The organism is Shewanella sp. GutCb (genome assembly GCF_002836135.1).
Taxonomy (GTDB): Bacteria; Pseudomonadota; Gammaproteobacteria; order Enterobacterales; family Shewanellaceae; genus Shewanella.
Map to the genome: position 1 here is coordinate 14395 of NZ_PJBL01000007.1, position 23535 is coordinate 37929.

A 23535-nucleotide genomic window follows, 5' to 3' on the forward strand; every position below is an offset into this window, starting at 1 on the left:
TGGCAACTTACCGCTGAGTGGAATCAATCTATAAAAAAGCCCGTCTATCAGTCGATAGGCGGGCTTTTTACTGCAGACCATTCCTAGGGGATATTAACTAAGGCCACATTAGCCTTTAATAAGGTAAGCGCCTTTAGTAGTAAGTGTCACCGTAATTGGCTCACTGGTTTTGTTTTTCCAATACCATCCGTGCGCACCTGCAAAAGGCGTGGTCAGCGTCCCCTTCACTTGATCGGATGTGGTGATAGTAAAACTTTCAAAGAAACCTGTTTTATCACCTTGAGGTTCGCCGTGAAAATCAAAATACAAGGGTGCGCCATTGGTGCGCCATTCATATTCTAAATGGGCTCCTTCATTCATCAGTAGTTTATATTCTAAACCTTTACCCGCCGCAATAATGATGTCGACCGTATCTTGGCGTAGCCCCATCATTTCTGTACGAGTTTGTTTGATCTCTGCCACTGAGGGCGCATCGTTTATCACAATAGAGCTTGAACTTACCATTACGCCTGGCCCGGCTTTAATACTTGATGTACTCGCGATCACTGGTTCTATCGCCGCAGTGGCTATTTTTGTTAGCCCTAACGATTGACCAATACCTGTTGGGTCAATGTTGTACTCGGCAGGTAAAATAGCCGTGACCAATACAACCGCAGCAATGACGGTTGCGACAATACTCGCTTTCAGTAAGGTGGCGTTAGAGTGGACTGGTGCACTGAGTGAGTTGCTCTCGGTGTTAGTTGCTTGGTTGTCTGTTTGCTGTGTCATTGTTGTTCCTAAATTTGTATTTACGCATGCGTATTGAGCTGTTTTTTTCTGTGGTAGCGACTCAAAAATCTGTTTTAATTGATAAAGTATCCAGTGAGTTGAAAGCCGACTAACATCAATCCACCACTCATGAGTAGTGTGTTGGCCGCAGTTGAAAACTTGAGATAACTTTGATGCCTGCGCCAAAAGCTCATCATAATGAGTACAACGCCTAGCGCTAAAAATTGCCCAATTTCTACGCCGACGTTAAAGGCAATAATATTCGTCATTAACCCCTCTTTAGGTAGATTGAATTCTTGGATTTTAGTGGCCAGCCCAAAGCCATGGAATAGACCAAAGATCATTACCGCGACTTTGGTGTTGGGCTGGAAACCAAAAACGCGCTTGAATCCACCTAAGTTATCAAATCCTTTATAGACAATTGAAAATCCAATAATCGCATCGATAAGATAAGGATTTACCTGAATGTCGTAAAACACACCGTATAACAAGGTAATGCTATGGCCGATGGTAAATAGACTGACGTATAGCAACACGTCTCTAGTGCGATAAAGGAAAAAAATCACGCCGACTAAAAACAGTAAATGGTCATATCCAGTGACCATATGCTTAGCACCGATATAGATAAAGGGCAGAATAGAAACCCCTTGATTAGCGGCTAAAAACTGCTTGGTACCTTCATCTACGCCGTGAGCAAAAAGAGAAAAAGAGGCCAATAACCCCAAAAAAATCACCATAAGTCTTATGGTGTTAGCCAATGGTTGGCTCATTACATGTACTCCAATTATTTATTTTATTAAGCGCATGAATCACAGACTGAATGTAGTCAGTCAAAGAGGCGCAAAATGGATCTATCGCTAAACGACTTGGAAATAGTTAACCAAGCCGTCATTTAAAAGATAAATAATTAGCAGTGTGGAGGGGGATTGGGTGGTGCGTATCGGTAGTTGTTATAAAGCACATCATTGTCGCCGACAGTGCCTGCCTGATAAAAATCGCTGTTAAAGGTCGACTCAAAGGGCGGGTGTGATGGCGTGTGTGAGTGGTTGTTATGATCATGCTCGCTACTGTCGCTAGCAAAAACAATATCAGTGCCGTCTAAATCGGCAATTAATTCGGTGGAATTAAAAGCGGGCAGGGCTTCTACATCGTGCACATGAGCAAAGGTTGCATGCACATTCTCATGGCTATGATGATGGCTAACACTGCTACCCATAGGGTGTTTACCATTGGGGTACTGTACTGAATAAGCTGAATTCATCACAAAAAACTGGCACAGCAACAGCACCAGCATGATGGCTAATGTTGTTCTGGATTGGTGTGTAGCGGCTATGGCTAACTTTACCTTGATGGTTGTACTGCTCAGTTTGTTTCGTCTCAAAGAGAATATAGCAATCGAGATTAAATCAGATTGGAGCTCAAACCGCTAGTATTTCCCGACGACAAAGCTATTGCCTTAGTTTTACTGACCCACAATCCAGCCTAGGCGACTGCCGCAGCAAGCTGATTAAAGTAAAGCGGTTGGTCGCCAACGCTCTTGGCACAACAGTGCCTAACAACATGAGTAGAGAGTACGAACGAGCGAAGAAAATATGTGTTTGCGGCTGCTTATGAGTTTGCTGGTGCAGTGGTTAGCGACTAATGCGCGGTAAGACTTAGTGAGTAAACGAATTTACATTTACTCATAAAAAAGGAGGCGTTAGCCGCCTTTTTTATATTCAATATTCAGGCTTTACCTGCTTTAAGCGGGCTTAAATATACACTTCAAGCGTTTGATAATAATCAGTCGTGACATGGTAAATAGGCCACTAACCGTTTTTTGATGTAAGCGGAAAATTGTATCGTACAGCCGGCGTACTAAGCGGCCTTTTAACACTAACCGATCGTTCATCATGGTGCTGATGGCGAAGTCATGTCCAATCGCAACCACCATTCCGCCATCTTTATAGACGAAAGGTTTTAGCGGTTTACCCTCTAAATGTGCCACTAGGTTTTTTGCTAAGTGCACCGCGGCGCGATTGGCTGCCTGTGCTTTGGGTGGAACTTGAGTGCCACCAACCTGCGGGATCGCAGCGCAATCACCTAGGGCAAAAATAGATGGGTCTGCTGTGGTTGCCAGTGATTGCTCAACGATCAGCTGATTAGCATTATTACTCTGTAAGCCGCCGATGTTTTTTAGCCAGTCTGGCGCTTTAATTCCGGCGGCCCAAAACTGTACTTCAGCATCAAGGACTGAGCCTTTGCTGGTGGTCATGCAACTTGCTTCAACACTGGCGATGCGGGTATTGAGCAGGATGTTGACGTTATACTCTTCTAGTCGCTTTTGCGCTTGCTGTGACATTTTCAAAGGGCTGTTAGGCAACACTCTATCGGCAGCTTCAATCAGATTGATGTTGAGCGTAGCGGCATAAGGGTTATTGGCTAGTTTAGCGCTCACTTTTGCTAACTCCGCGGCGACTTCAAGTCCAGTCGCTCCCGCACCGACGATATTAATTGTGCGTTCTTTACCCGAACGCAGCAAGGTACTGATTTGATGCCAGCTGTCTCGAGCTTGCGCTGGTGTATCGAGGAATAAGCAATGCTCTTTCGCTCCTAAGGTGGCAAAGTCGTTGCTAATGGCACCGATGGCAATCACTAAGTAATCGTATGCGAGTTTGTCGACTTCACCATTGGGTTTACGCAGCACTAATTGCTTTTCTGAGCGTTCGATATCAGTCATCCATGCTTGGTAATGCATATAGCCATTCTTTGCGCCATGGCTGAAATAGCAAAGGCTGTCGAGGTCACTGTCAAAGGTACCTGCGGCTATCTCATGGAAGCGAGGTTTCCAGTAGTGATGAGTCTCTCCTTCTACCAGTACCACCTCATCTTGACTATTGACCGAACGGCCTAAAAGGCTAGCGATTTCTAGACCAGCAGCGCCGCCGCCAACAATAACGATACGAGACATAACAATTCCTCAGTGCACCGCAATTTGGTGCTGCAATAATGTGTAACAAGCGCCAGGTGACTTCAGCGGTATACCCTAGGTATCTGCTCGTCCTCAGGGCATTAGATGGCGCTCATTATAGTTATCATCATATTTGGAACAATTAGCTTAAAAGGTAAATTACTTTTGCGACACAGTAACAATCAACGCCTTGTAGGAACTAAGTTATTGAAAGTAATTACTTTGGCTTTGTTGTTAATAATGGCAACTGACCAGTAGCCTAAGCTAGAGGTCAGTATAGGGTGCGGTAAAGTGTCTATTTGAGGGCGTTACCCAGGTAGTCCAACAGCATGCGCACTTTAGGTGAGAGGTGACGATTTTGCGGATAGAGCGCCCAGATCCCTTCTTCAGGTTGGCGGTTATGCTCAAGCAGTGCCACCAGTTGTTTGTCTTTTAAAAAGCGGGCGACATAAAAATCGGGTAGTTGTACGATGCCAATGCCTTTAATTGCCGCATCCACTAAAGCGTGGCCATTGTTACAACTGAGTGAACCGCTTACGCGTACATTTCTGGTTTTGCCATTTTCTTGAAAACGCCAATAATCCATAGTGCCGAGCAAACAATTATGTTTTTCTAGTTCCGACAATGTGTGGGGAATGCCATAAGTGGAAAGATAAGCGGGTGATGCACAAACATACTGGGTTCGCGTACTTAGCTTCTTAGCCATCATACTCGAGTCTTCTAGTTGCCCGAGCCGGATGGCAAGATCGTATCCTTCGTCGATTAAATCAATCCTTTGATTACTGAGGATGAGTTTAATCTCCAGTTCTGGATACAGCACGGCAAAGTCATTGATCAAAGGCGCAATGGTTTTTTCACCATAGGTGAAGGGAGCGGTAATTTTTAGCAATCCTCTAGGGGTCGTTTGCAGATTAGTGATCGCTCGCTCTGCTTCTTCTAATCCATCGAGCACTTGTCGACAATGTTGATAATAGATCCTGCCAACTTCGGTCACCGATACTTTTCTTGTGGTGCGATGAAACAGCTTTGAAGCGAGCCGAATTTCTAATGCGCTGATCTGCCTGCTGACTTGAGCTGTCGAAATCCCTAGTCGTTGTGATGCCTTGGTAAAGCTTTCGGCTTCGGCTACTGCAACAAACTCACTGACACCTTCCCAATTAAACATTATTACTCTCAAGAAATTATCTTTGCTAAATATCCCTTAATTATTACCAAATTCAGCCTAAATGCAATTCAAAATCACATCTTATTTAAAACGGCTAATCGCTATTTCTAGCACCAAACTGGGTATTTAAGTGAGATTTATTATTACTCACTGTAAAAAGTAATTTGTTAAAAAGTGGGATTATCAACTAGTGGGTAAGGAATATAATCACTGCCATCGAATGACAAAGATGTCATCCAGTCTCAGTTTGTAGTCATCCAACATATCAGTAAAGAGACTGTAAGTTTTTATTTAAATTAAGGAAGTCAAAATGAGCACAACATTCTATATGCCTCCGATGTCGATGATGGGACCCGATGCCATCAAGCAATTAGGGAGCGAACTACAGGCGAGAAACTTTAAAAAAGCGCTAATCGTAACCGATAAGGCATTAGTCGATATTAAACTCGTCGACAGACTAACCGATGAGTTATCTGCTCACGATATCGCATTTGCCATCTTTGATGGTGTACAGCCTAACCCGACAGAGAAAAATATTGAGCAAGGTCTTGAGATACTTAAAATTCAAGACTGTGACTTTGTCGTTTCATTCGGTGGTGGCTCTTCTCACGATTGTGCTAAAGGCATCGCCTTAGTCGCTGCCAATGGTGGTCATATTCGTGATTACTCTAAAGGTGTGCATTTATCTGCGAAGCCTCAATTGCCGTTGGTTACCGTCAATACCACTGCTGGGACAGCTGCTGAAATGACCATTTTTGCCATTGTTACCAATGAAGAAGATGAGACTAAATACCCGATTGTAGATAAAAATTTGACGCCGATCATCGCCGTCAATGACTCAGAACTTATGGTGGCAATGCCTAAATTTCTTACCGCTGCAACGGGAATGGATGCATTAACCCATGCGATTGAAGCTTATGTTTCAACTGCAGCGACTCCCATAACCGATGCGTCAGCCATTAAGGCCATTGAGCTCATCTCAATGAACTTGCAGCAGGCTGTCGATAATGGCGAAGACCGTGCAGCGCGAGATGCGATGCAGTACGGAGAGTATTTGGCTGGTATGGCCTTCTCTAACGCGTCTCTGGGTTATGTGCACTCAATGGCTCACCAATTAGGTGGTGTATATGACTTAGTGCACGGCTTATGTAATGCCATCTTGCTGCCATACGTTTCTCGTTTCAATGCTGTCGTTAGCAGTGAGAGATTTGCCGATGTTGCTAAAGCAATGGGCGTAGATACAACAGGCATGAATGCCGCTGATGCTGCAGAAGCTGGCATTGTTGAAATAGAAAGACTTTCAGCCTCAGTTGGTACCGCCCAAAAGCTGGCTGATCTTGGAGTTAAACAGGACAAACTCGAATTTATGGCGATTAATGCCTTAAACGATGCGTGCTCTTTAACCAATCCAAGAAAGGCTAGCACTGAAGAGATCATCAATATTTTTAAACAAGCGATGTAAGTCGTTCTGCTAAGTCCTGCAGGGCTTAGCCTCATTTATCTGGAATAATTATTATGAAAACGTTAATTCACCCATTGGTCGATAATGGTATCTCAGCAACAGCCGAAGGTTTTAGCGGCGGATCATTGCACTGCCAGTGTTCACACCATCCTGTTGAAGTGACTGTCTCAGCGCAAACTGCACATAACCATGTTTGCGGTTGCAGCAAATGCTGGAAGCCTGAAGGCGCTCTGTTTGCTCAGATAGCGGTGGTCGCTAAAAGCCAAGTTAGCGTGACTGCTAATGCTGATAAATTACAAATTGTCGACGCGTCGGCGGCAATTCAGCGTCATGCATGTAAAGAGTGTGGCACCCACATGTTCGGCCGTATCGAAAACGCTGAGCATCCTTTCTATGGTTTAGACTTTGTCCATACTGAGTTATCTAAACAGCAAGGTTGGTCAGCACCTGAATTCGCTGCATTTGTCTCTTCTATCATTGAGTCAGGAACGGCACCTGAAGCTATGGCTGATGTTCGCAATACATTAACTGACTTGGGATTAGCGCCATATGACTGCTTATCTCCAGTATTGATGGATGCCATTGCTGCTCACGTTGCAAACAAGAGCTAAGCGCCATTAATTGATACTGAGTAAATAGGTATCGTGGATTTTATAAAAAAGCGCTACGGTGCTTTTTTTATGTCTATTGGCAGGGGTTTAACCTACTTAGCCCCCCCAAAAAAAGCAGCCATCTAGACCGGTGTTATCGTTTTTTCTTATATTGAATGGTAAAAATATTTGTTGATCAGGCCGATTATTATTGTTGAATTAATAAATATATTTGACGCATCGAAATGGGATTGTCTTAGTTTTTAAGAGTTGAAGCTTAAATGCGTATGGGCGGAGCTGCTGGGGTATTGATGCTTTGCACTGATGGTTTCATTTGTCGGCTCATGCTTGGTTTTTGATTGCAGCTGTTTATTACCATTTGGTAAAAGTGATTTGCAGTTTTAGCTGATTATCATCCTATCCATTATCAATATACTAAGCACAAATTCAGTATCTCAATCTATGCAGCGGGCTTTGCCTGCCGAACACTTTACATCTAAGGCTTATATTATGAGTTGGATCTTTCTATTACTGGGTGTCATGGCTGAAGCCTTATCTCATGTGGCGTTAAAGGCGACCGATGGTTTTAGTCGACCATTGCCAGCCGTATTGGTTATTTTGGGTCATTTGGTGGCATTTATTTTTCTTGGCCAAGCTATGAAGGGTATGCCTGTGGGGGTGGTTCATGCACTGTGGGCGGGTTTAGCCATAGTGACAGTCACCTTGTTATCGGCACTATTTTACCGCCAACATCTAGATCTCACTGCGTGGATCGGTATGGGATTAGTCGCTGCTGGCGTAATGATGATTAACTTCTCACAAGGCCATAGTCACTGATTCAAAGCATTAACCTCGTTGATCTCATTTTAACCTTAAGCATAAAGCTAACCTCAGCTTTCTTTAGTGGCCTCAATATGCTGACTGTCTCATTATTCGATACAAACTTGTTGGTGTGAGGCACTTTTTCATGCGGTAGAGAATCGGTAATCTATTCATAACGTCGATAATGACACCGACAAGATTCTCTATTTATCAGGTTATGAGTGAGGTTTACAATGAAAATTAAGACGATGCTAGCAGGTGTTCTATGTTCCGGTTTACTCATCAGCAGCGTAAATGCCGCTGAAGTTGAATTTTTCGTGGGTGCGGCTGCGGGTTATCAAACCGATAAAGTGGACGGCAATATACAACACGACACCGAAGACATGTCGTGGCAAGGACGAATGGGGATATTGATTGAGCAACAGCATCGGATCACGGGTACCTTTGGCTATATGGAGGACGAATTCTCTCAAGCGGGCAACGATTATAAGCAGGAGCAATATAGCTGGTTGCTCTCTTATGATTATTTAATTCCAGTCCATAAAGACGTTAACTTATTTGCTGGTGTTACCGTAGGCGCTAATGACAATAAAATTGCGGGACGTGCGGATACTGATTTGGTCTGGGGTGGCCAAGTGGGTGTGCAATATCAATGGAGTGAACACTTTTCGTCAGATCTCGGGTATCGCTATCTAGAACAAGATTATGAACGCGATGGGATCACTATTGATAACAGTCAGCAGGTGTACTTGACGCTTGATTATAAGTTCTAGTGAATAAGACAGAAAAAAGCCGACTGTAATGCAGTCGGCAAAAGTATTAACCCTAAAAGATCCTCAGCTAGCGATCCTAATTGACAAAAAGCCTTACGTTTTGGGCGTTATCACTTCAAAATAGCGCCCACCTTACTTTAGGTTGATGACTTTTTCGTACGACGACGTAAGCCGAATAACCCAAGCAGTAAGACTGACACTCCCATTGCACCACCGCTGTCTGACTGTGTCAGTTCAGGTTCAACAGCAACCACTTCAGCTAGCAGCCTAGCCATTAACGAAAAAACAACAATTTGTATTACTCTCGTCATCTATCTCAAGAGCATATTGCGGTGCGTTCATTAGCCGATGGCAAAGTAAAACACCAGCTCGCGTCGTCTTCTCGTGACATGTTTGGACAGTTCGTGGTGAGCTCGAAAGAGGTGCTTTTTTTGTCTAATCGTAGCGGTGCTTGGGAATTATGGGTTAATCAAGAAACTGGCAGTAAACAACTGACGCATCTGCAGGGGATTGTTGGCGTGCCAGCAGCATCACCGATTGACGAGCAATATGTATTACCTATAAAACCGAAAGGGGCAAAGAACTACAACCTCTACTTAGGTTTAGTGGGTGGTGATGAGCCCACTAAAATCAGTGGTATTGAAGGCGATGTTAGAAACCCTTCATTTTCTAATGATGGCAGTAAGATCTATTACTCATCAAATGTAGGTGGACATTGGAGTCTCTATGCCTATCATTTTGATAGGCAACAATCTGATTTTGTAGTGGGGCATGCTGCAAAGTATGGTATTGAGGATAACGTTGGTGGATTGTATTACAGCCGAGATAACCAGGCTGGGATCTATTATCATCCTCATGATGGTGGTGAAGAAAGGCTGATAACAGCCGAACTGTCGACGAGTGATTGGGGTAGTTTCTTTTACCAAAATGATGCGCTGTATTTTTTAAAGCGCTCCGACATCAGCGATCAAATTATTGAGATAGCAGCTGATAATCAACAGCAGTTACTATTTACTTTACCCGCTGTGAGTATTCGCGGACAACGTGCGTTGGCAAAAGGGGATGACAATACTATTGTTGTGAGTATGTTAGGAATTAATGATGCCGATATTTACAGTGTGTCGTTAGCTGCAAGTCACTAGCATTTTAGTATTAGAATCTGTTTTTCACCAAGAAGCGCCATTCCCAGCTATTCACCTCTGCGCCAGTGGTAAACGGAACACTGAAATCAATATGGGCAACGTTGCCATAACTTGATTTAGACGAGTAGATCCTCGCACCAATCCCGACGCTTCCAATAACGCCAGGGATCTCGTTGTTGCCATCATTGCCCCCCGTTGCTTGACCCACATCGGTAAAGGCTGCCCAGCCCAGCTCTGCTAATTGATAGAGATTAATATTGGGGTAATTACGGACTTCAGCCGTAAATGCCCATTGATTGTCACCATATTGATAGTCGTTAGGGTAACCACGGATCCCAGTGTCATCACCGAGTGCGAAGGGCCTATCAATATAATTGTTTTGCGAAGTGCTGAGCCTGAGTTTGGAATAAGCGGTCCACTTAGGGGTGATATGGTAGAAGTACTCAGCGGCAACATTCACCTTGTAATAGTCTTTTTGAGTGGTGGCAAACACACCTTCGCCATCCATTTCTAGCAGCAGTAAGTGATCTTTAGCTTGGAAACCACGGCTAGACTGCCAATTGATGTGATAACCAACAGGGGAGTCATCGTTGAGATCGCGGGTTTCAAGTCCTAATTTGACATAGTGTTGCCAACCTAAATTAAAGTCTTCGTTATAGTTAATGAGGTGGACGTTGTTGAGGACTTTAAAGTCATCTTGTAGATATTGATAGGCTACCCAAGGGTAGAGAAAATCACGATCTTGAGGTAGTTCTGATGCTGGATACTCCTCTATATTATCAAACTCATGCTTATCTTGAGTGAGTCCAGTTATGATGCGGGAAAGCTCATCACTGCTGCGATTTAATAGCCAGCCGTAACGGGCACTATTGTAGGTAACAGCATGCTCAAATTCATTAAACTCCTGGCCGTTTTGTTTCAGGGTATCGACTCGGAGATCATCTAAATATTCAGCCGAGTACATATTGCTGCCATCAAGTGTGTAGAAAGGTTTCTTAAAGTATAGATGGGTCGCTTGACCATCACTGTTATCGTAAAAGTCAGCCGCTATGGTGGCATGTTCGATAAAGTTGAGGGGGGCTTCAATCGCAAATTTGTAACCAGTACGATCGGCATTAGACTGGTACTTGAAGCGCGTTCGGATCCCTAAACCCAGTAAATTATCCTCTTTAATACCGATAGAAAACTTACTCTCACCACCGCTGCGGCCGAGACTCACCGTGGGTAATAACGACCAATTGTCCCACGTTTCAACCAGAATGTTTTCACCACCATCATCGATGACATCAGCATCTGGCGCGGGCTCAGCAAACTGAATGTCGGCATCACGAATATAGGGCTCTGCGCGTAATATTCGTTGCACTTCATCGAGGTCTTTTTGGCTTACACTTTCATTTTCTTTAAAGCTGAGTTTGTCGCGAATGACGTAGTCGCGAGTATTGATATGTAGGTAGTTGGCCCAGCGGTGAATAAAGAAAGTGTCGGGGTCAGACAGATCAAAGATGTCATTGCTTTTAACGACAATACTGTTGATATGCTTCTTTTGTTCATAGTCTTGAGGTTTAGCGTCTGCTTTTTTTGTCGTTATCTCTTCAGCACCAACCGCACTGGTCAGTGCGTAAGTTAATAAGGCTAACGTCGAACAGCTAAATCGAGTCATAGGCTAGAGGAGTCCTAATGAGATAACGATGATTACAAATACATTACATAGCTATAACACATGGAACAGGCAGGTTAGTCAAGCATAAGATGATGGCTTTACATGAGGATAGACGAATATAACGCAGAGGATGCGAGCGCGCTGATGCGCCCGCATGTGTTAATTTGTAACTCGTAAACAGTTATAAGGTGCGACGGGGTGGTACGGCGACATTGGCAAAGATTAATCCAGCAACAATAGACATGAAAATAAGAAATACCTGCGTGCCAAGGTGCGATTGATTAAACATGGTCTCACCTAAAATTAAGGTATTAAGACCAATATAGGTTTTGCTGCCCGGCACTAAGATGACGATACCTTGTAATAGCGCAATCGTTGCGGGTGCTTTCATCCAGCGAGCATAGAGATTTGAGTATATGCCTACCGCTAATGCACCAAAGAAAATACCAATAGAGTCACCAAAGTAAATGCCGCCGAGCATGGCTGAGAAAAAGGCGACAATCCCCGCAAGAACCCCCCAAGGAGAGTCTTTCATGCGCGCTTTAAAGATAATCACGAGTGCCATAGAAAGAATCGGTACAGCAGACCAAACGGCCCATTTAGGCAGTGATTCAGGCGGTACATAGGTGGTTTCACCAAACAGTGCTTTACCTATTGTTAAGCCAAGAATAACCCCGAAATAGAGCTTAAATAGCAGCATGAATGCATCCATCACCCTTGCTGTACCTGAGATGAGATCTCGTGCGGCTAACTCCGCTAACCCGAGTGTTAATGCCAAACCTGGAATAAAGATGATGATGCCTGAGAGTATGACCACTGGAATGTTCATACTGGGATCAAACTTAGCAATACCGCATGCGGCAATTGCGCACAAAATCGCGGCTAAGGGTTCAAGCATCTCAGCCATACGTTTAGAGCGTTCAGCGCGATAGACCAAGCCGTAAACCATAAGGCCTAATATACCTGACCAAAAAACATCGTTCCAACTGGTGCCCATTAACATGGCAAAGGCACCGGCTGAGCTGCCAAAAGCCAATAGTGTTAAGGCTGTACCGTAAGGGTTAGGCTTGTTGGATATCTCTTCTAAGCGCTCAAGTGATTCGGTTAATGTGCGTTTGCCAGACATTAGCTCTTCAACGAGTTCGTCGGTTCGCGCTAATGAGCCTAAATCGAGTTCACCTGGGTTAACCCGTGCCACGTGATTATATTCTTGATCTTCATCGTGCTGCAGCACGAATGTCATTGCTGTTGGCGACACCAAGAAATAACCCTCTATACCAAGCAGTTTTGACACTGCTTGCAGGTGTGTTTCAAGCCGGTAGGCGGGCGTACCAAACTTATGCAGTGCTTTACCGAGTCGAATGATAAAACGTCGCTTTTCTAGAAACTCTTGATTGTTCACAATGGCTATTCGCTATTTATGTCTTAATTGTAAGGCTTAATTATTATCAATAAACACGGTCTCATTGAGCTTATATATCGCTGCAATGCACCACTATTTATTGGCTGATTCTTGACGAGCGCATCTTACCTGATTTGCTCAAAAAAAGTTGCGATTTATTTACTTAATGTTCATAAATTGTAATGCTGTGTCGTTAATCATAATTACAAGTAGGATGTTCCATGCCACTCGCGATATCAGGTCTGTATATTAGCCTTACTGCATTACTCGTTATAGCGTTAGCCTATCGAGTCATAAAAATAAGAAAAACACATAAAATTGGCATTGGTACTGCTGGTAACGAGCCACTGAGTCTTGCTTGTCGGGTGCATGAAAATTTACTCGAGAACGCACCGATAGCGATGTTGTTATTTGTGGTTGCCGAAAGTAACGGTACTAGCGCCGCGGTATTGCATATTTTTGGTACGCTTTGGATTGTGTCACGCTTGATGCATGCCATCGGTTTAACCCAAGGCAAGGGGGGTTATCACTTTGGCCGCTTCTGGGGAGTACTGATGACATGGGCAGTTTTAGTGGGCTTAGTGGTGGTGAATCTTGTTGCATTTGTAGCGAGTCTTTAACCCTGCAGATAGCGTTCAGCAGGGGGTAGATATTGACTATCTATAAGGTGACAAGTCCCGCCTAGCAATACCCACAGCCAATTAAAGGGCATATAGACTATACTAAAAAAAGCATCGTATTGATGCTTTTTTAGTCACACCTGCGGCGCGGAGCCTGTTATACTCCGCGTCCCCGATGTGAGCTAGAATCGGGGCGTTTAACCCGTATTTTTTGTTTCTAAGTTAGGCTGTCTAATCCATGCAAGTAGAATCCACATTATTTACTCATTCCAAGTATCGCCCTGAGCTTACTCGCCCGGCGCCGTTTTTACCTATGTCCCGCAAAGAGATGGACAAGTTAGGTTGGGATAGCTGCGATATTATTATTGTTACCGGTGATGCGTATGTGGATCACCCAAGCTTTGGTATGGCTGTTATTGGCCGCATGCTCGAAGCCCAAGGCTTTAGAGTCGGGATCATCTCGCAGCCAGATTGGTCTAACAAAAATGAATTCATGAAGTTAGGTAAACCTAATCTTTATTTTGGCATTACTGCGGGCAACATGGATTCGATGATCAACCGTTACACCGCTGAGCGTCGTATGCGTCATGACGATGCCTACACCGCGGGCAACTTAGGGGGTAAACGTCCTGATCGCGCCGTGACTGTTTATGCCCAACGTTGTAAAGAAGCCTTCAAGCAAGTGCCTGTCGTGATTGGCGGTATTGAGGCGAGTCTACGCCGAATAGCACATTACGATTACTGGTCAGACAAAGTGCGTCGCAGTGTCATCTTAGACGCCAAAGCTGACATCTTAGTTTACGGTAATGCTGAGCGCCCGCTGGTGGAGTTGTCGCACCGTTTAGCCAGTGGCGAGCCTATCGGTCAGCTACATGATATTCGCGGTACAACCGTGATCCGTAAAGAGCCACTGCCTGAGTGGAAGGGGATGGATTCGCGCAAGCTCGATCAGCTACATAAAATTGAGCCAATCCCGAATCCTTATGGTGCCGATGACGTGGGTTGCAAAAATCTCTCAGGCCCAACGGATGAGAAGATATTTGATAACGACGCCCCTAAAGCCATTAGTGTGCAACCTGCCAGACCTAAGCCTTGGGAAAAGACCTATGTGTTACTGCCAAGCTTTGAAAAGGTTTCAGAAGACAAATTTCTATATGCCCACGCTTCGCGTATTTTGCATCAAGAGCAAAACCCAGGTTGTGCTCGAGCGCTGTTTCAAAAACATGCTGAGCGTGCTATTTGGGTCAATCCACCGGCATGGCCACTGAATACTGACGAGATGGATGGCGTATTCGATTTAGCCTATAAACGTGTGCCGCATCCATCGTATGGCAAAGATATCATTCCTGCCTACGACATGATTAAGACTTCAATCAATATCATGCGTGGTTGTTTTGGCGGTTGTTCTTTCTGCTCTATTACCGAGCACGAAGGCCGTATTATCCAAAGTCGTTCACAAGAGTCTATTGTGAAAGAGATAAAAGATATTCAACAGAAAGTGCCTGGCTTTACTGGGGTCATCTCCGATCTTGGTGGCCCAACGGCTAACATGTATCGCTTAGGCTGCTCTAGTGTAAAAGCTGAGAGTACTTGCCGCCGTCTATCCTGTGTATTCCCCGCTATTTGTGGCCATTTAGATACTGATCATCAAGCAACCATCGATCTGTACCGTGCTGCGCGCGATGTTCCTGGCATTAAAAAAGTATTGATCGCCTCGGGCGTTCGCTATGATCTTGCAAGTGAAGATCCCCGCTACGTTAAAGAGCTCGCAACCCATCACGTGGGTGGCTATCTTAAGATTGCGCCAGAGCATACTGAGGATGGACCGCTAAACAAGATGATGAAGCCCGGCATGGGTAGTTACGATAAATTTAAAGAGCTTTTTGATAAGTATTCGAAAGAGGCGGGTAAGAAACAGTACCTGATCCCATACTTTATCTCGGCGCATCCAGGCACGACCAACGAAGACATGGTTAACTTGGCATTGTGGCTAAAAGGTGAAAAATTCAAACTGGATCAAGTGCAGAACTTCTATCCATCACCGATGGCAAATGCCACCACGATTTATCATACCGGACTCAACTCGCTAAAGAATGTGAAGCATACGAGTGAAGAGGTGACGGTACCGAAAAAAGGTCGTCAACGTAAACTGCACAAAGCCTTGCTGCGCTACCATGATCCTTTAGGTTGGCCGATGATCCGTGAAGCTTTGATTGAAATGGGTAAAGAGAAGCTCATTGGTAACAGCCCATCATGCTTAGTGCCTGCTGAATCGCGTCAAGAGCGAGAAGCATTGCGCAGTAAAAAGAAGCTCGTCACTAAAGATGATGGAAAAGGTCAGAAAGCTTTCACCCGTTTTTCTGCCGATCAGTTTGATGATCGTAAGCAAGCAGATGGCAAGAAGGGCGGCACAGCAAAGAAAGCCGCTGGCAAGACTGGCGGTGCTAACAAGCCAGGGCAAGCGAAAACTGCCCAAACAAAAGCACAACCTGCTGGCCAGCGTCCGGTTAAGAAAAATGTCTGGGGCACCACGCCAAAGCATCAAAGGTAATAATTGCGCGCTTTCACTGTGCTAGCTAAATAATAAAAAGGGAATATCATTGGATATTCCCTTTCTATTGGAGTGAACAATGGCTGACAATCCAGATGACATCACCACTGATTATAGTGACGAAAGCTTTTGGCAAAAAGTAAAAAAGTTTGCTCAAAAAGCGGGTAGAGAGGTGATCGATAAGGCGTTATGCCTTTATTATGCTGCGCAGCGTCCCGATACTCCTAAATGGGCTAAAACCATTATTTTTGGTGCACTGGCTTACTTTATCGCCCCCTTTGATGCGATACCTGATTTAACGCCCGTTGTTGGTTTTTCAGATGATTTAGGCGCACTTGCTGCGGCTTTGGCCATGGTGTCGATGTATGTCGATGACAAGGTCAAAACCCAAGCGGCAGAAAAATCAGCCGCTTGGTTTGATTAAAGTTGATCCATAAACAGAACCAATGAAGTGGTGAGTGACGAGTAGAAGCAGATACTTATGCTCAATAGTATCCATAAGCACAGTGTTGCGTGATCTTACTGCTACCACTCATTAATACCCCTATCAGGCGTTGGTCATTGAACGGGTGGCTGATTCTATACGATCCCTTACCTGACGTGATTTATCGCTGTTAAATATCTCCAGCAATGTAGCTGCATCCGCTTGCTTAGCGAGAATATCGACTAAGGCAGCGCGATTATTCACATGGAGGTAGGGCAGTATCGACTTGAGCTCTCCTTTACGGGCCAGCGCGGCGAGGTGCTCTCCCATACAGTTGCGATAGTTTTTAATGGCAAACAGCACAATTAGTTCACGCTTAACATCATGGCTCATTAGCCAGTCCATCAGCTTGTTATAGGCGTGTTCTTCATAGTCATCGTGAGCCAAATTTAATCGGGTTTCGAGGTCAATATTACCGTCTTGCACCCGCTTATCCATATCGCCTTCGACCAAGAGCTCCATGATCACCTTGTAAGCACGATAGCTGTGGTTAGCCAGCAGTAACAGCAGTCGTTCACTGCGCTGAGTATCGATGCGCCACAGGAACTGACCTAGGCTGTAAGTTCGATATTCATCCAAATCGACGATAGTAGCCTCAAGCATATAAGCATTAAACAGCGGGGCCATAACCTCATAGCGGGTGTCTCCCTGAAGGTAGGACCATAGTGTTTCTTCGATGAGATGTTGACGCCCCGTTTGGCTTGGCAGCTTATGCACGGCATCGATCACCACACTTGCATCAACATTGCTATCTAAGACAAGCACCTCCCCACGGACGTGGAGCTGTTCACGCCCGGCAATGTCTTTATCACCAACCAATAGCAGCAATTCATCGCCGACACGTTGGGCTATCGTGACGCCGATCCAACTCATCCCGTCGCGATGACGAGTCTGGCTTATATCAGCTTCGGGGTGCATCCGCAGCGGGAGTCTCAACTTTTTAGGGAGATCGTCCGGATCGGACATAAAGCCGAAGAAGAGTGTCGATGAGCTAAATTGGTGCGCTATGACTGTCTCCCATGACTGATTATTCAACGCTATAAATTGATGCAAGCATTGTCTAAAATCATAGTCTAATGCGAACGGAAGCTGTGGAAAGCGCAGCGCAACATCCTGATGAAACTCCAGCTTATGCGTCTGATAGGTATAGTCTAATCCCCGCAGTAAGGCTTGTGCTTGGCGTTTATGAGTCGCGCCAATCATGCTGCTCTGTTCATGACTGGACGGTATGTTTGACCCCATAAGCTCGACTAAGGCAAGGTACTCTTTTTTGCGAAATTGGCTGTCAATGGACTGTTCAACCTCAAACGCCAGAGTATAGTCTTGGGATATACCATGACGATTAAGCATCTCGTAGAAGTTTATCTCATCGAGCTGATTGCCAAACTCTAACTTGTAATTGTGATGACTATAGAGGCGACTGATATGGCGGATCATTTTTGTCGGCGCCATGGTGATCAGTAACTGCCATAGCCGCTCGGCGATTTTAGCCTCAGGTATTGCAACCTGTTTAAGCCAGAAACAGATAAGAGCCACCCGTTGATAGTCATCGTCGTGGTCGCTAAAGAAGTGATAGCCAATCTGCTTTTCGCTGATTTTTGGGAAGTAAAGATCGGACTGGCGACAGACTTCGTCTCTGTGCAGATGCTTGTCAAATAATGCGATGATCGCTTGCTGGCTAAGTTCGGCATCATCTTCAGTGAAAAAGTTTTTGACCTGCTCAAGCTCAGTGTTGTTAAAACCATTTTCTTTGGAATGACCTTGACCTTGGATATGAGCTCGCTCGAGTAGCAATGCTAAGGCTCGCTCGAATATCTCACTTAAGCCTGCTTGTAACTCGGCGGTGTAGGTGTCATTAATCTGGTTATTAGTATCTTTCAGCAGCAGGTAAGCTTTGAGTGCATCAGTGCCCAGATCATCTTCATCCCATTGGCTCGTATCACAGCAAATACGCTGACGGAATAGATTATCAGCCTCCTCCAGCATGGTACGCGTGATGGGGTCATCGAGATCGGAAAAGCAACCAATTAGCTGTTCGAGTTTACGTTTATCATGCTTGCTGAGCTCGCCTTTCGGGGTGCTGGGAGCGGGGTCAAAGCGGGCATAGTAAGCCTCGGTGGTCATAATAGCCTGATAGTCTCCTTCACCAGTGAGCATTTCACACAGTTCGGCAGATAAGGTTTGTTGAGCTAATAAACGATAAAAAATATCGAGGAGTCTCAGCATGATGTGCGCTGATTGGACATGGCTGATACTGTTTTCACCGGCGACGACGAAGGCTTTAGAGAGAGTGCCATGTTCGAACTCGACGTCGACAAAGCTGTCTTCCTCTGCGAGCAGGTCATTGGCGGGGTAAGCAAACACCCGATGTATGTTCTCCCGCAGGTTATCAAGGCCGTCTGTATCCCAGCAGGCATTATCCATCGCAAAGTACAGCGTTGGGGCATGGGCTTTACAATGCGCCCAAATATCGAAGGGCTTAAGGGTATCGAGCACACTTGGATTTTCGTTAACGATCACATATTTCAGTAGGGCTTCATTATTGTCCAGTGTCGCGATAAAATCGGTCAGCATACGAATGCCACCCTGCTCGGCTTCCAGCGCTTCCTGACGTGCTTCGTCTAAGCGCTCATCCTCCCGTTTTTTAAAGACACTCTGGGCATAGCTCATGAGTGGCTCATCAAGCTCATTTTTTAGTTGTCGTTGTAAGTCCATCGCCTCATTTTCGAGAGTGCCATGGATAAAGTGACGCCCGAGTTGCAGCTCTATTTCTTCTTCCTGCTCCCAGCCGCAGAATTCGGGGAACAAACTCTTATAAATCGCCAATACTGGACTTTGGCTGTTCAGATCATCACTTTCGCTGTAAGCAAGCATAGGCTGAGCTGTAAAACGCTGTTTGATCAACTCGATAAAGCGCTGGTAGTGCTGCGGGTTTTGCTGGAGATATACACCTAGTGGCTGATACTCGGGAGATGGTTCTTCCCAGTTACAACCGTAAAAGGCAAAACGGAAGGCGGCGTTATCACACCAAACAAATGCCTTCATCATGGCATCGCACCAGCCGTGACGCTTGATCAGGCTGAGCAACATATCCTCATAGCCATTGGCGTGTTCATCGTCCCAATAGGGGATAAAAAACTGTGCCAGATACACAGCGTCATCAGCATCTTTTATGGCCATCATATACAGAGCTTCGGCGCCGAATACGCGCATGTCATCGACCCACATTTCGCTGGTATCGTTCTCATAGCGTGCATAATCAACCATAGCTTGAGCGGTTCGGCGAAGCTGTGACTTAAGTGCGTCGTGTTCTAGTGCGATGGCGAACAGTAGGACCTCTGAGATATAGAGACTGCTCTGTTCACTCACCACATCATCTGAGTCATAGCCGGCGTCTGGCGTGAGATTGAGGGCCTGTAACGCTAATGTGGCATTGGCGGTGTCTGTCAGTTGAAGGTGAAGCCTTTGACCTGAGCTGATATCCATAAAAGTGATATCAAACTGACTGTCTTTAAAGGCCTGATGGCCTTCTAACAGCGACTGATACTCTGTTAATGCTTGCTCGATACTTATGATATTGGTGCGATTGAATTCGACAATTTGAGATTTCGGAAATGAGTCCATTTTAACGTCCTGTTAAATGAAGTAGTTGGCTAATTTATAAGAGGGAATACTTGATAATATCTAAAATAGTAGCTGATTACCTGATTAATAACAATAGGTTACATGTGTGGTGCTTGTTGGTTTTTTGTTGCCGAATTGTGTGGTGAGATAGCGTTGAATAATGAGCGTGGGAAGTCGTGACTAAACGACAGTTGTGGCAGCGTGTAGAACCGATTAAACAAGAGTCTTAATTTGCTAGGTAGCAATACTGAGGTGGTTTTAATCCAAAGAGGCTTCAATTTTTCAGCTTTTAGACTAGAAAAGCCGCTGTATCCAGCGGCATTGTTTGGTCATTATTTAAGTTTGAATTGACTCACTATTAGTTCGAGTTGATGGTTGGCTGTGGCGAGGTTGACGGTTTCATTACTGGTGGTTTCGCCGTTCATGGCCAGTTCACTTGCCATCTCGCAAATGGCAGACATGTTACGAGTAACTTCACTCGATACCGAACTTTGCTCTTCTGCGGCGGTGGCTATCTGAGTATTAAGATCATTAATTTGATTGACTGAGTCACCAATGGCATCTAGATCGCTGGCGACGATTTCGGTGGTTTCAGCTGTTTTTATACAGGTATTCTTGGTGGCATCCATGGAGGACATTGCCGCATTAGACGCTTCTCTGAGTTTATTGAGGGTTACTTCAATTTCAGCTGTGCTTGTTTGGGTTCTGGCGGCGAGTGCTCTGACTTCATCGGCAACAACCGCAAAACCGCGTCCTTGTTCGCCCGCTCGAGCCGCTTCTATGGCGGCATTAAGTGCTAATAGATTGGTTTGGTCGGCAATTTCACCTATCACCTTTAGTACCTGAGTGATGTTTATGGTGTCTTTATTGATTTGTTCAATATTGGTTGAGGTATTTTCGACTTCTTGCACGAGCTGAGCCACGGTGCTGGTTGCCTTGGCGACAATGGCCTTTGATTCCATGGTTTGATTCTTGGTGACTTGAGTGAAAGAGGCTGTTTCGGCGCCGTTTCTCGCGACATCGTTGGCAGTGGCGCTCATCTCTTCAACGGCGGCGACGATCTGTTCGGTCTCAGTGGTGTGTGCGCTTAAAATCGAGCGATTGGCGTCAGTTTCTGATTTTAAGCGTTCAACACTGCTGGCGATATGGGTTGATGATTGCAGTACCTCTAACATCATCGATTGCAGGCTTTCGATGAACAGGTTAATACCTTTTGAGATCTGGCCTAAATCATCCTCATTTTTAACGTCTAGACGTCGAGTCAAGTCACCATTACCCATAGACAGTTCGATGACCATCTCTTTGAGGGACAGAATGGGCTTATAGAGTACAAATAACACGCCGAGTAACACACTGATCGCCAGCGCTAGCATTATAGCGGAAGACAACATGGCGCGATAAAGTGCACTGTCGACAGCGGCATAGGCTACTGATTTATCAAGAGCAACAAACAAATACCACTTCTTACCATTGACTAAATTAATGGCTTTTGAAACCGCGAGCTTATCTATGCCATCTAGAGTGTATTCCTGCATGGTTTCATCATTCGACAATAATGTCTGCTGTACTTGCGCTAAGCCAAAGTCAGAAAAGCGGGTTCCTGTGGTCAGAGTCTGAGATTCTGATGCCAGTACTTTGCCTGTTTGGTCGGTAATTAGGGTGACTGCGCCCGGATAGTTAACGGCTTTGACGGTATCACTAAGGTAAGTGAGTTCTATGTCTCCAAGTACCACGCCATCCCCGAGATTTTTTAGAATAGAAATTACATCATGTCCGGTGCCGTCATCGACATAAATATCGGTGATATCAAGATTATTAGAAGACTTGCCTTGTTGATACCAAGGGCGAGTGCGGGGGTCATATTTTTCAGCTATTGCTTTGCCGTTGAGCCACTTGCTACTGGTCTCGGTTGAATAGGCGCTGCCATCGTCAAAACCAAAGTAGATCCGTGCAACCCCGCCTACATCGGTCGATAATCTTGCCGCATTAACATAGTTATCGCGATAACTGCCGCTGTGATAGTGCTTGGCTAAGGCGTCTATGGCATCGGCTTTTTCTTTAAACCAGCTTTCAATATTAGCTGACTCATATTTAACCACGTTAGTTAGTTTTTCATTGGTACTGGCAATGGTGCTTTGTTTGAGCTCGATGTAAGACAACCAGTTTGAGATCACAAGACAAAGTGTGACTAAAGTCACCATTGACGCGATGAGCGATTTTCTAAATCCTAGCAATTGTTTATCTCCACGATATGACGCGAATAAAAAGAGGCCGGGGAACGGCCTCTTTAGGTGGGATCTTACAGACGTGCGACTAAACTAAACTAGCCTTGCCAAGTTAGGTTGAAGTCGTATCTAAAGCCGATAGTCACGGCTTGGTCGTCTTCACGGTTGTCGTAGCTTTTATCAAGGTATTCTAAGTGAACACGCACGTTAGCGAGAGGGTTCCATTCCAAGGTGGTATTAAAGCCGTCATAGTCGGCTGAGGTGGTGTCATTAATACCGTCTTTAAATTGGAAGTAGCCGAGCTTAACTTTGTAGTCATCACTAATAGGATAGGCAAATGCGGTGTCTAAGGTACTGCCACTGCGATCTTTATTCATGCTGCCAGCATTATAGTTATACTGCTTATCTTGGTAACTAACAGCCATATACATGTCGTTACTGAAAGTATAAGCAACTACGCCACCGACTGTTTTGTCATCACCCTCTACGCCACTAGTATCGGCAGTATTTTGGGCGACATAACCTAAACCTATGTGCAGTTGATTAAGATCGTAACCCACACCCACGTTGATCATGTCGGTTGCATCTTCACCGCTATCACCATCAAACTGTGCACCTGCCATCCAAGTGAAGTCGCCAGTGACGAGTTGGTAAGTGACAAAGTTATCGACAAAGAATGGGCTTTCATGGTCATACGCGTAAGGGCTGTTACCGTGGTTAAAGATATCCACATACTCAGCAACGAGGGTGTATTGCGCAGGACGTTGCTTACCGATACCGACTTGGCCATAAGGAGAAGCAATAGCAGCATAAGCTTGGCGTGCTTTACCAAAATTACCTGAGTTGGCGATATCAACGCTCCATTCGCCTTGAGCTATCGCAGTCCAGCCATCAGCAAACTCAGTGCTGGCTTTAATACCGATACGAGACAGTGCATCACGTACATCCCAGGTTTTATCTTGGCCGTCATCTAAGTAACTTAATGTCGGACGAATTGAGCCATAAAGGCTGACTTGGCTATTTTCAAATTGTGAAGGTGCAGCATTTTTTTCTAGTTGGGCGATACGGGCTTCAAGCGAGGCGGTATCTTCTGCAGCGTAAACGTTAGCGCAGCATAAACTAACCGCAATCGCGACCAGTGACTTAAGTGTTTTCATCGGTGTATTTCCCTATATTTCGGCTGCAAAAATTCACCTTCTCTAGCGAGTAGAGTGGCAATGCAGCACGAATGAATGAGTGTTGGTTTGAAATGCTCATCAGCCTTTGTTAGCTGATGAGCAGGGTGAGTCCTTTAGTG

At 45.1% G+C, this 23535-nt stretch carries 19 protein-coding genes; 8 read left to right on the forward strand and 11 right to left on the reverse strand.

Annotated elements, in window-relative coordinates; genetic code table 11:
• Positions 1-108 precede the first annotated feature (108 nt).
• From CXF86_RS05805 to CXF86_RS05825, 5 genes are all read right to left on the reverse strand, one after another.
• Positions 109-768 carry a hypothetical protein gene (locus CXF86_RS05805; protein ID WP_102038583.1) on the reverse strand — a complete coding sequence of 220 codons (660 nt, stop codon included), beginning with the start codon at positions 766-768 and terminating at the stop codon, positions 109-111.
• A 74-nt stretch (positions 769-842) separates the two neighbouring features.
• Positions 843-1538 (reverse strand): HupE/UreJ family protein, encoded by a 696-nt coding sequence (locus tag CXF86_RS05810; RefSeq protein WP_102038584.1) that lies wholly within the window; start codon positions 1536-1538, stop codon positions 843-845.
• Positions 1539-1675: 137 nt separating this feature from the next.
• Positions 1676-2149: a hypothetical protein gene (locus CXF86_RS05815; RefSeq protein WP_257985297.1), complete on the reverse strand. Its 474-nt coding sequence runs from the start codon at positions 2147-2149 to the stop codon at positions 1676-1678.
• Positions 2150-2509: 360 nt separating this feature from the next.
• A complete protein-coding gene (locus CXF86_RS05820) occupies positions 2510-3718 on the reverse strand; it encodes an NAD(P)/FAD-dependent oxidoreductase (protein ID WP_102038586.1) in 1209 nt (402 codons plus the stop codon).
• Between the two features lie 295 nt (positions 3719-4013).
• On the reverse strand, positions 4014-4883 hold the full coding sequence (locus CXF86_RS05825) for a LysR family transcriptional regulator (RefSeq protein ID WP_102038587.1): 870 nt from the start codon (positions 4881-4883) through the stop codon (positions 4014-4016).
• 310 nt (positions 4884-5193) lie between these two features.
• Between CXF86_RS05825 and CXF86_RS05830 the strand changes: the two genes are divergently transcribed.
• The 4 genes from CXF86_RS05830 to CXF86_RS05845 all read left to right on the forward strand — a co-directional run bounded on the left by CXF86_RS05830 (position 5194) and on the right by CXF86_RS05845 (position 8530).
• Complete coding sequence (locus tag CXF86_RS05830) at positions 5194-6345, forward strand: iron-containing alcohol dehydrogenase (protein WP_102038588.1); 1152 nt, start codon at positions 5194-5196, stop codon at positions 6343-6345.
• A gap of 53 nt (positions 6346-6398) precedes the next feature.
• Entirely contained in the window at positions 6399-6956 is a 558-nt protein-coding gene (gene gfa, locus CXF86_RS05835) for an S-(hydroxymethyl)glutathione synthase (RefSeq protein WP_102038589.1), read from the forward strand.
• A gap of 411 nt (positions 6957-7367) precedes the next feature.
• Positions 7368-7772, forward strand: a complete 405-nt coding sequence (locus CXF86_RS05840; protein ID WP_257985301.1) for a DMT family transporter — start codon at positions 7368-7370, stop codon at positions 7770-7772.
• Positions 7773-7990: 218 nt separating this feature from the next.
• Complete coding sequence (locus CXF86_RS05845; RefSeq protein WP_102038591.1) at positions 7991-8530, forward strand: outer membrane beta-barrel protein; 540 nt, start codon at positions 7991-7993, stop codon at positions 8528-8530.
• A 137-nt stretch (positions 8531-8667) separates the two neighbouring features.
• Here the strand turns inward: CXF86_RS05845 and CXF86_RS05850 are convergent, their stop codons facing one another.
• A complete protein-coding gene (locus CXF86_RS05850) occupies positions 8668-8841 on the reverse strand; it encodes a GlyGly-CTERM sorting domain-containing protein (RefSeq protein WP_102038592.1) in 174 nt (57 codons plus the stop codon).
• Positions 8842-8862: 21 nt separating this feature from the next.
• Here CXF86_RS05850 and CXF86_RS05855 point away from each other — a divergent pair, with 21 nt between their 5' ends.
• Positions 8863-9672 carry a TolB family protein gene (locus CXF86_RS05855; protein ID WP_102038593.1) on the forward strand — a complete coding sequence of 270 codons (810 nt, stop codon included), beginning with the start codon at positions 8863-8865 and terminating at the stop codon, positions 9670-9672.
• 10 nt (positions 9673-9682) lie between these two features.
• Here the strand turns inward: CXF86_RS05855 and CXF86_RS05860 are convergent, their stop codons facing one another.
• Entirely contained in the window at positions 9683-11332 is a 1650-nt protein-coding gene (locus CXF86_RS05860; RefSeq protein WP_232775003.1) for a BamA/TamA family outer membrane protein, read from the reverse strand.
• 181 nt (positions 11333-11513) lie between these two features.
• Positions 11514-12734, reverse strand: a complete 1221-nt coding sequence (locus CXF86_RS05865; protein WP_101093412.1) for a threonine/serine exporter family protein — start codon at positions 12732-12734, stop codon at positions 11514-11516.
• 221 nt (positions 12735-12955) lie between these two features.
• Here CXF86_RS05865 and CXF86_RS05870 point away from each other — a divergent pair, with 221 nt between their 5' ends.
• The 3 genes from CXF86_RS05870 to CXF86_RS05880 all read left to right on the forward strand — a co-directional run bounded on the left by CXF86_RS05870 (position 12956) and on the right by CXF86_RS05880 (position 16329).
• A complete protein-coding gene (locus CXF86_RS05870) occupies positions 12956-13354 on the forward strand; it encodes an MAPEG family protein (RefSeq protein WP_101093411.1) in 399 nt (132 codons plus the stop codon).
• Positions 13355-13592: 238 nt separating this feature from the next.
• Positions 13593-15905 (forward strand): YgiQ family radical SAM protein, encoded by a 2313-nt coding sequence (locus tag CXF86_RS05875; RefSeq protein WP_101093410.1) that lies wholly within the window; start codon positions 13593-13595, stop codon positions 15903-15905.
• Positions 15906-15984: 79 nt separating this feature from the next.
• Positions 15985-16329, forward strand: coding sequence for a YkvA family protein (locus CXF86_RS05880; RefSeq protein WP_101093409.1), 345 nt, complete (start codon positions 15985-15987; stop codon positions 16327-16329).
• Between the two features lie 123 nt (positions 16330-16452).
• Here CXF86_RS05880 and CXF86_RS05885 read toward each other — a convergent pair whose 3' ends face one another.
• The 3 genes from CXF86_RS05885 to CXF86_RS05895 form a co-directional block, all read right to left on the reverse strand.
• Positions 16453-20013: a hypothetical protein gene (locus CXF86_RS05885; protein ID WP_102038594.1), complete on the reverse strand. Its 3561-nt coding sequence runs from the start codon at positions 20011-20013 to the stop codon at positions 16453-16455.
• 332 nt (positions 20014-20345) lie between these two features.
• Positions 20346-22214 (reverse strand): methyl-accepting chemotaxis protein, encoded by a 1869-nt coding sequence (locus CXF86_RS05890; RefSeq protein ID WP_180961025.1) that lies wholly within the window; start codon positions 22212-22214, stop codon positions 20346-20348.
• Positions 22215-22336: 122 nt separating this feature from the next.
• On the reverse strand, positions 22337-23395 hold the full coding sequence (locus CXF86_RS05895) for a porin (protein ID WP_101093406.1): 1059 nt from the start codon (positions 23393-23395) through the stop codon (positions 22337-22339).
• Between the last annotated feature and the right edge of the window lie 140 nt (positions 23396-23535).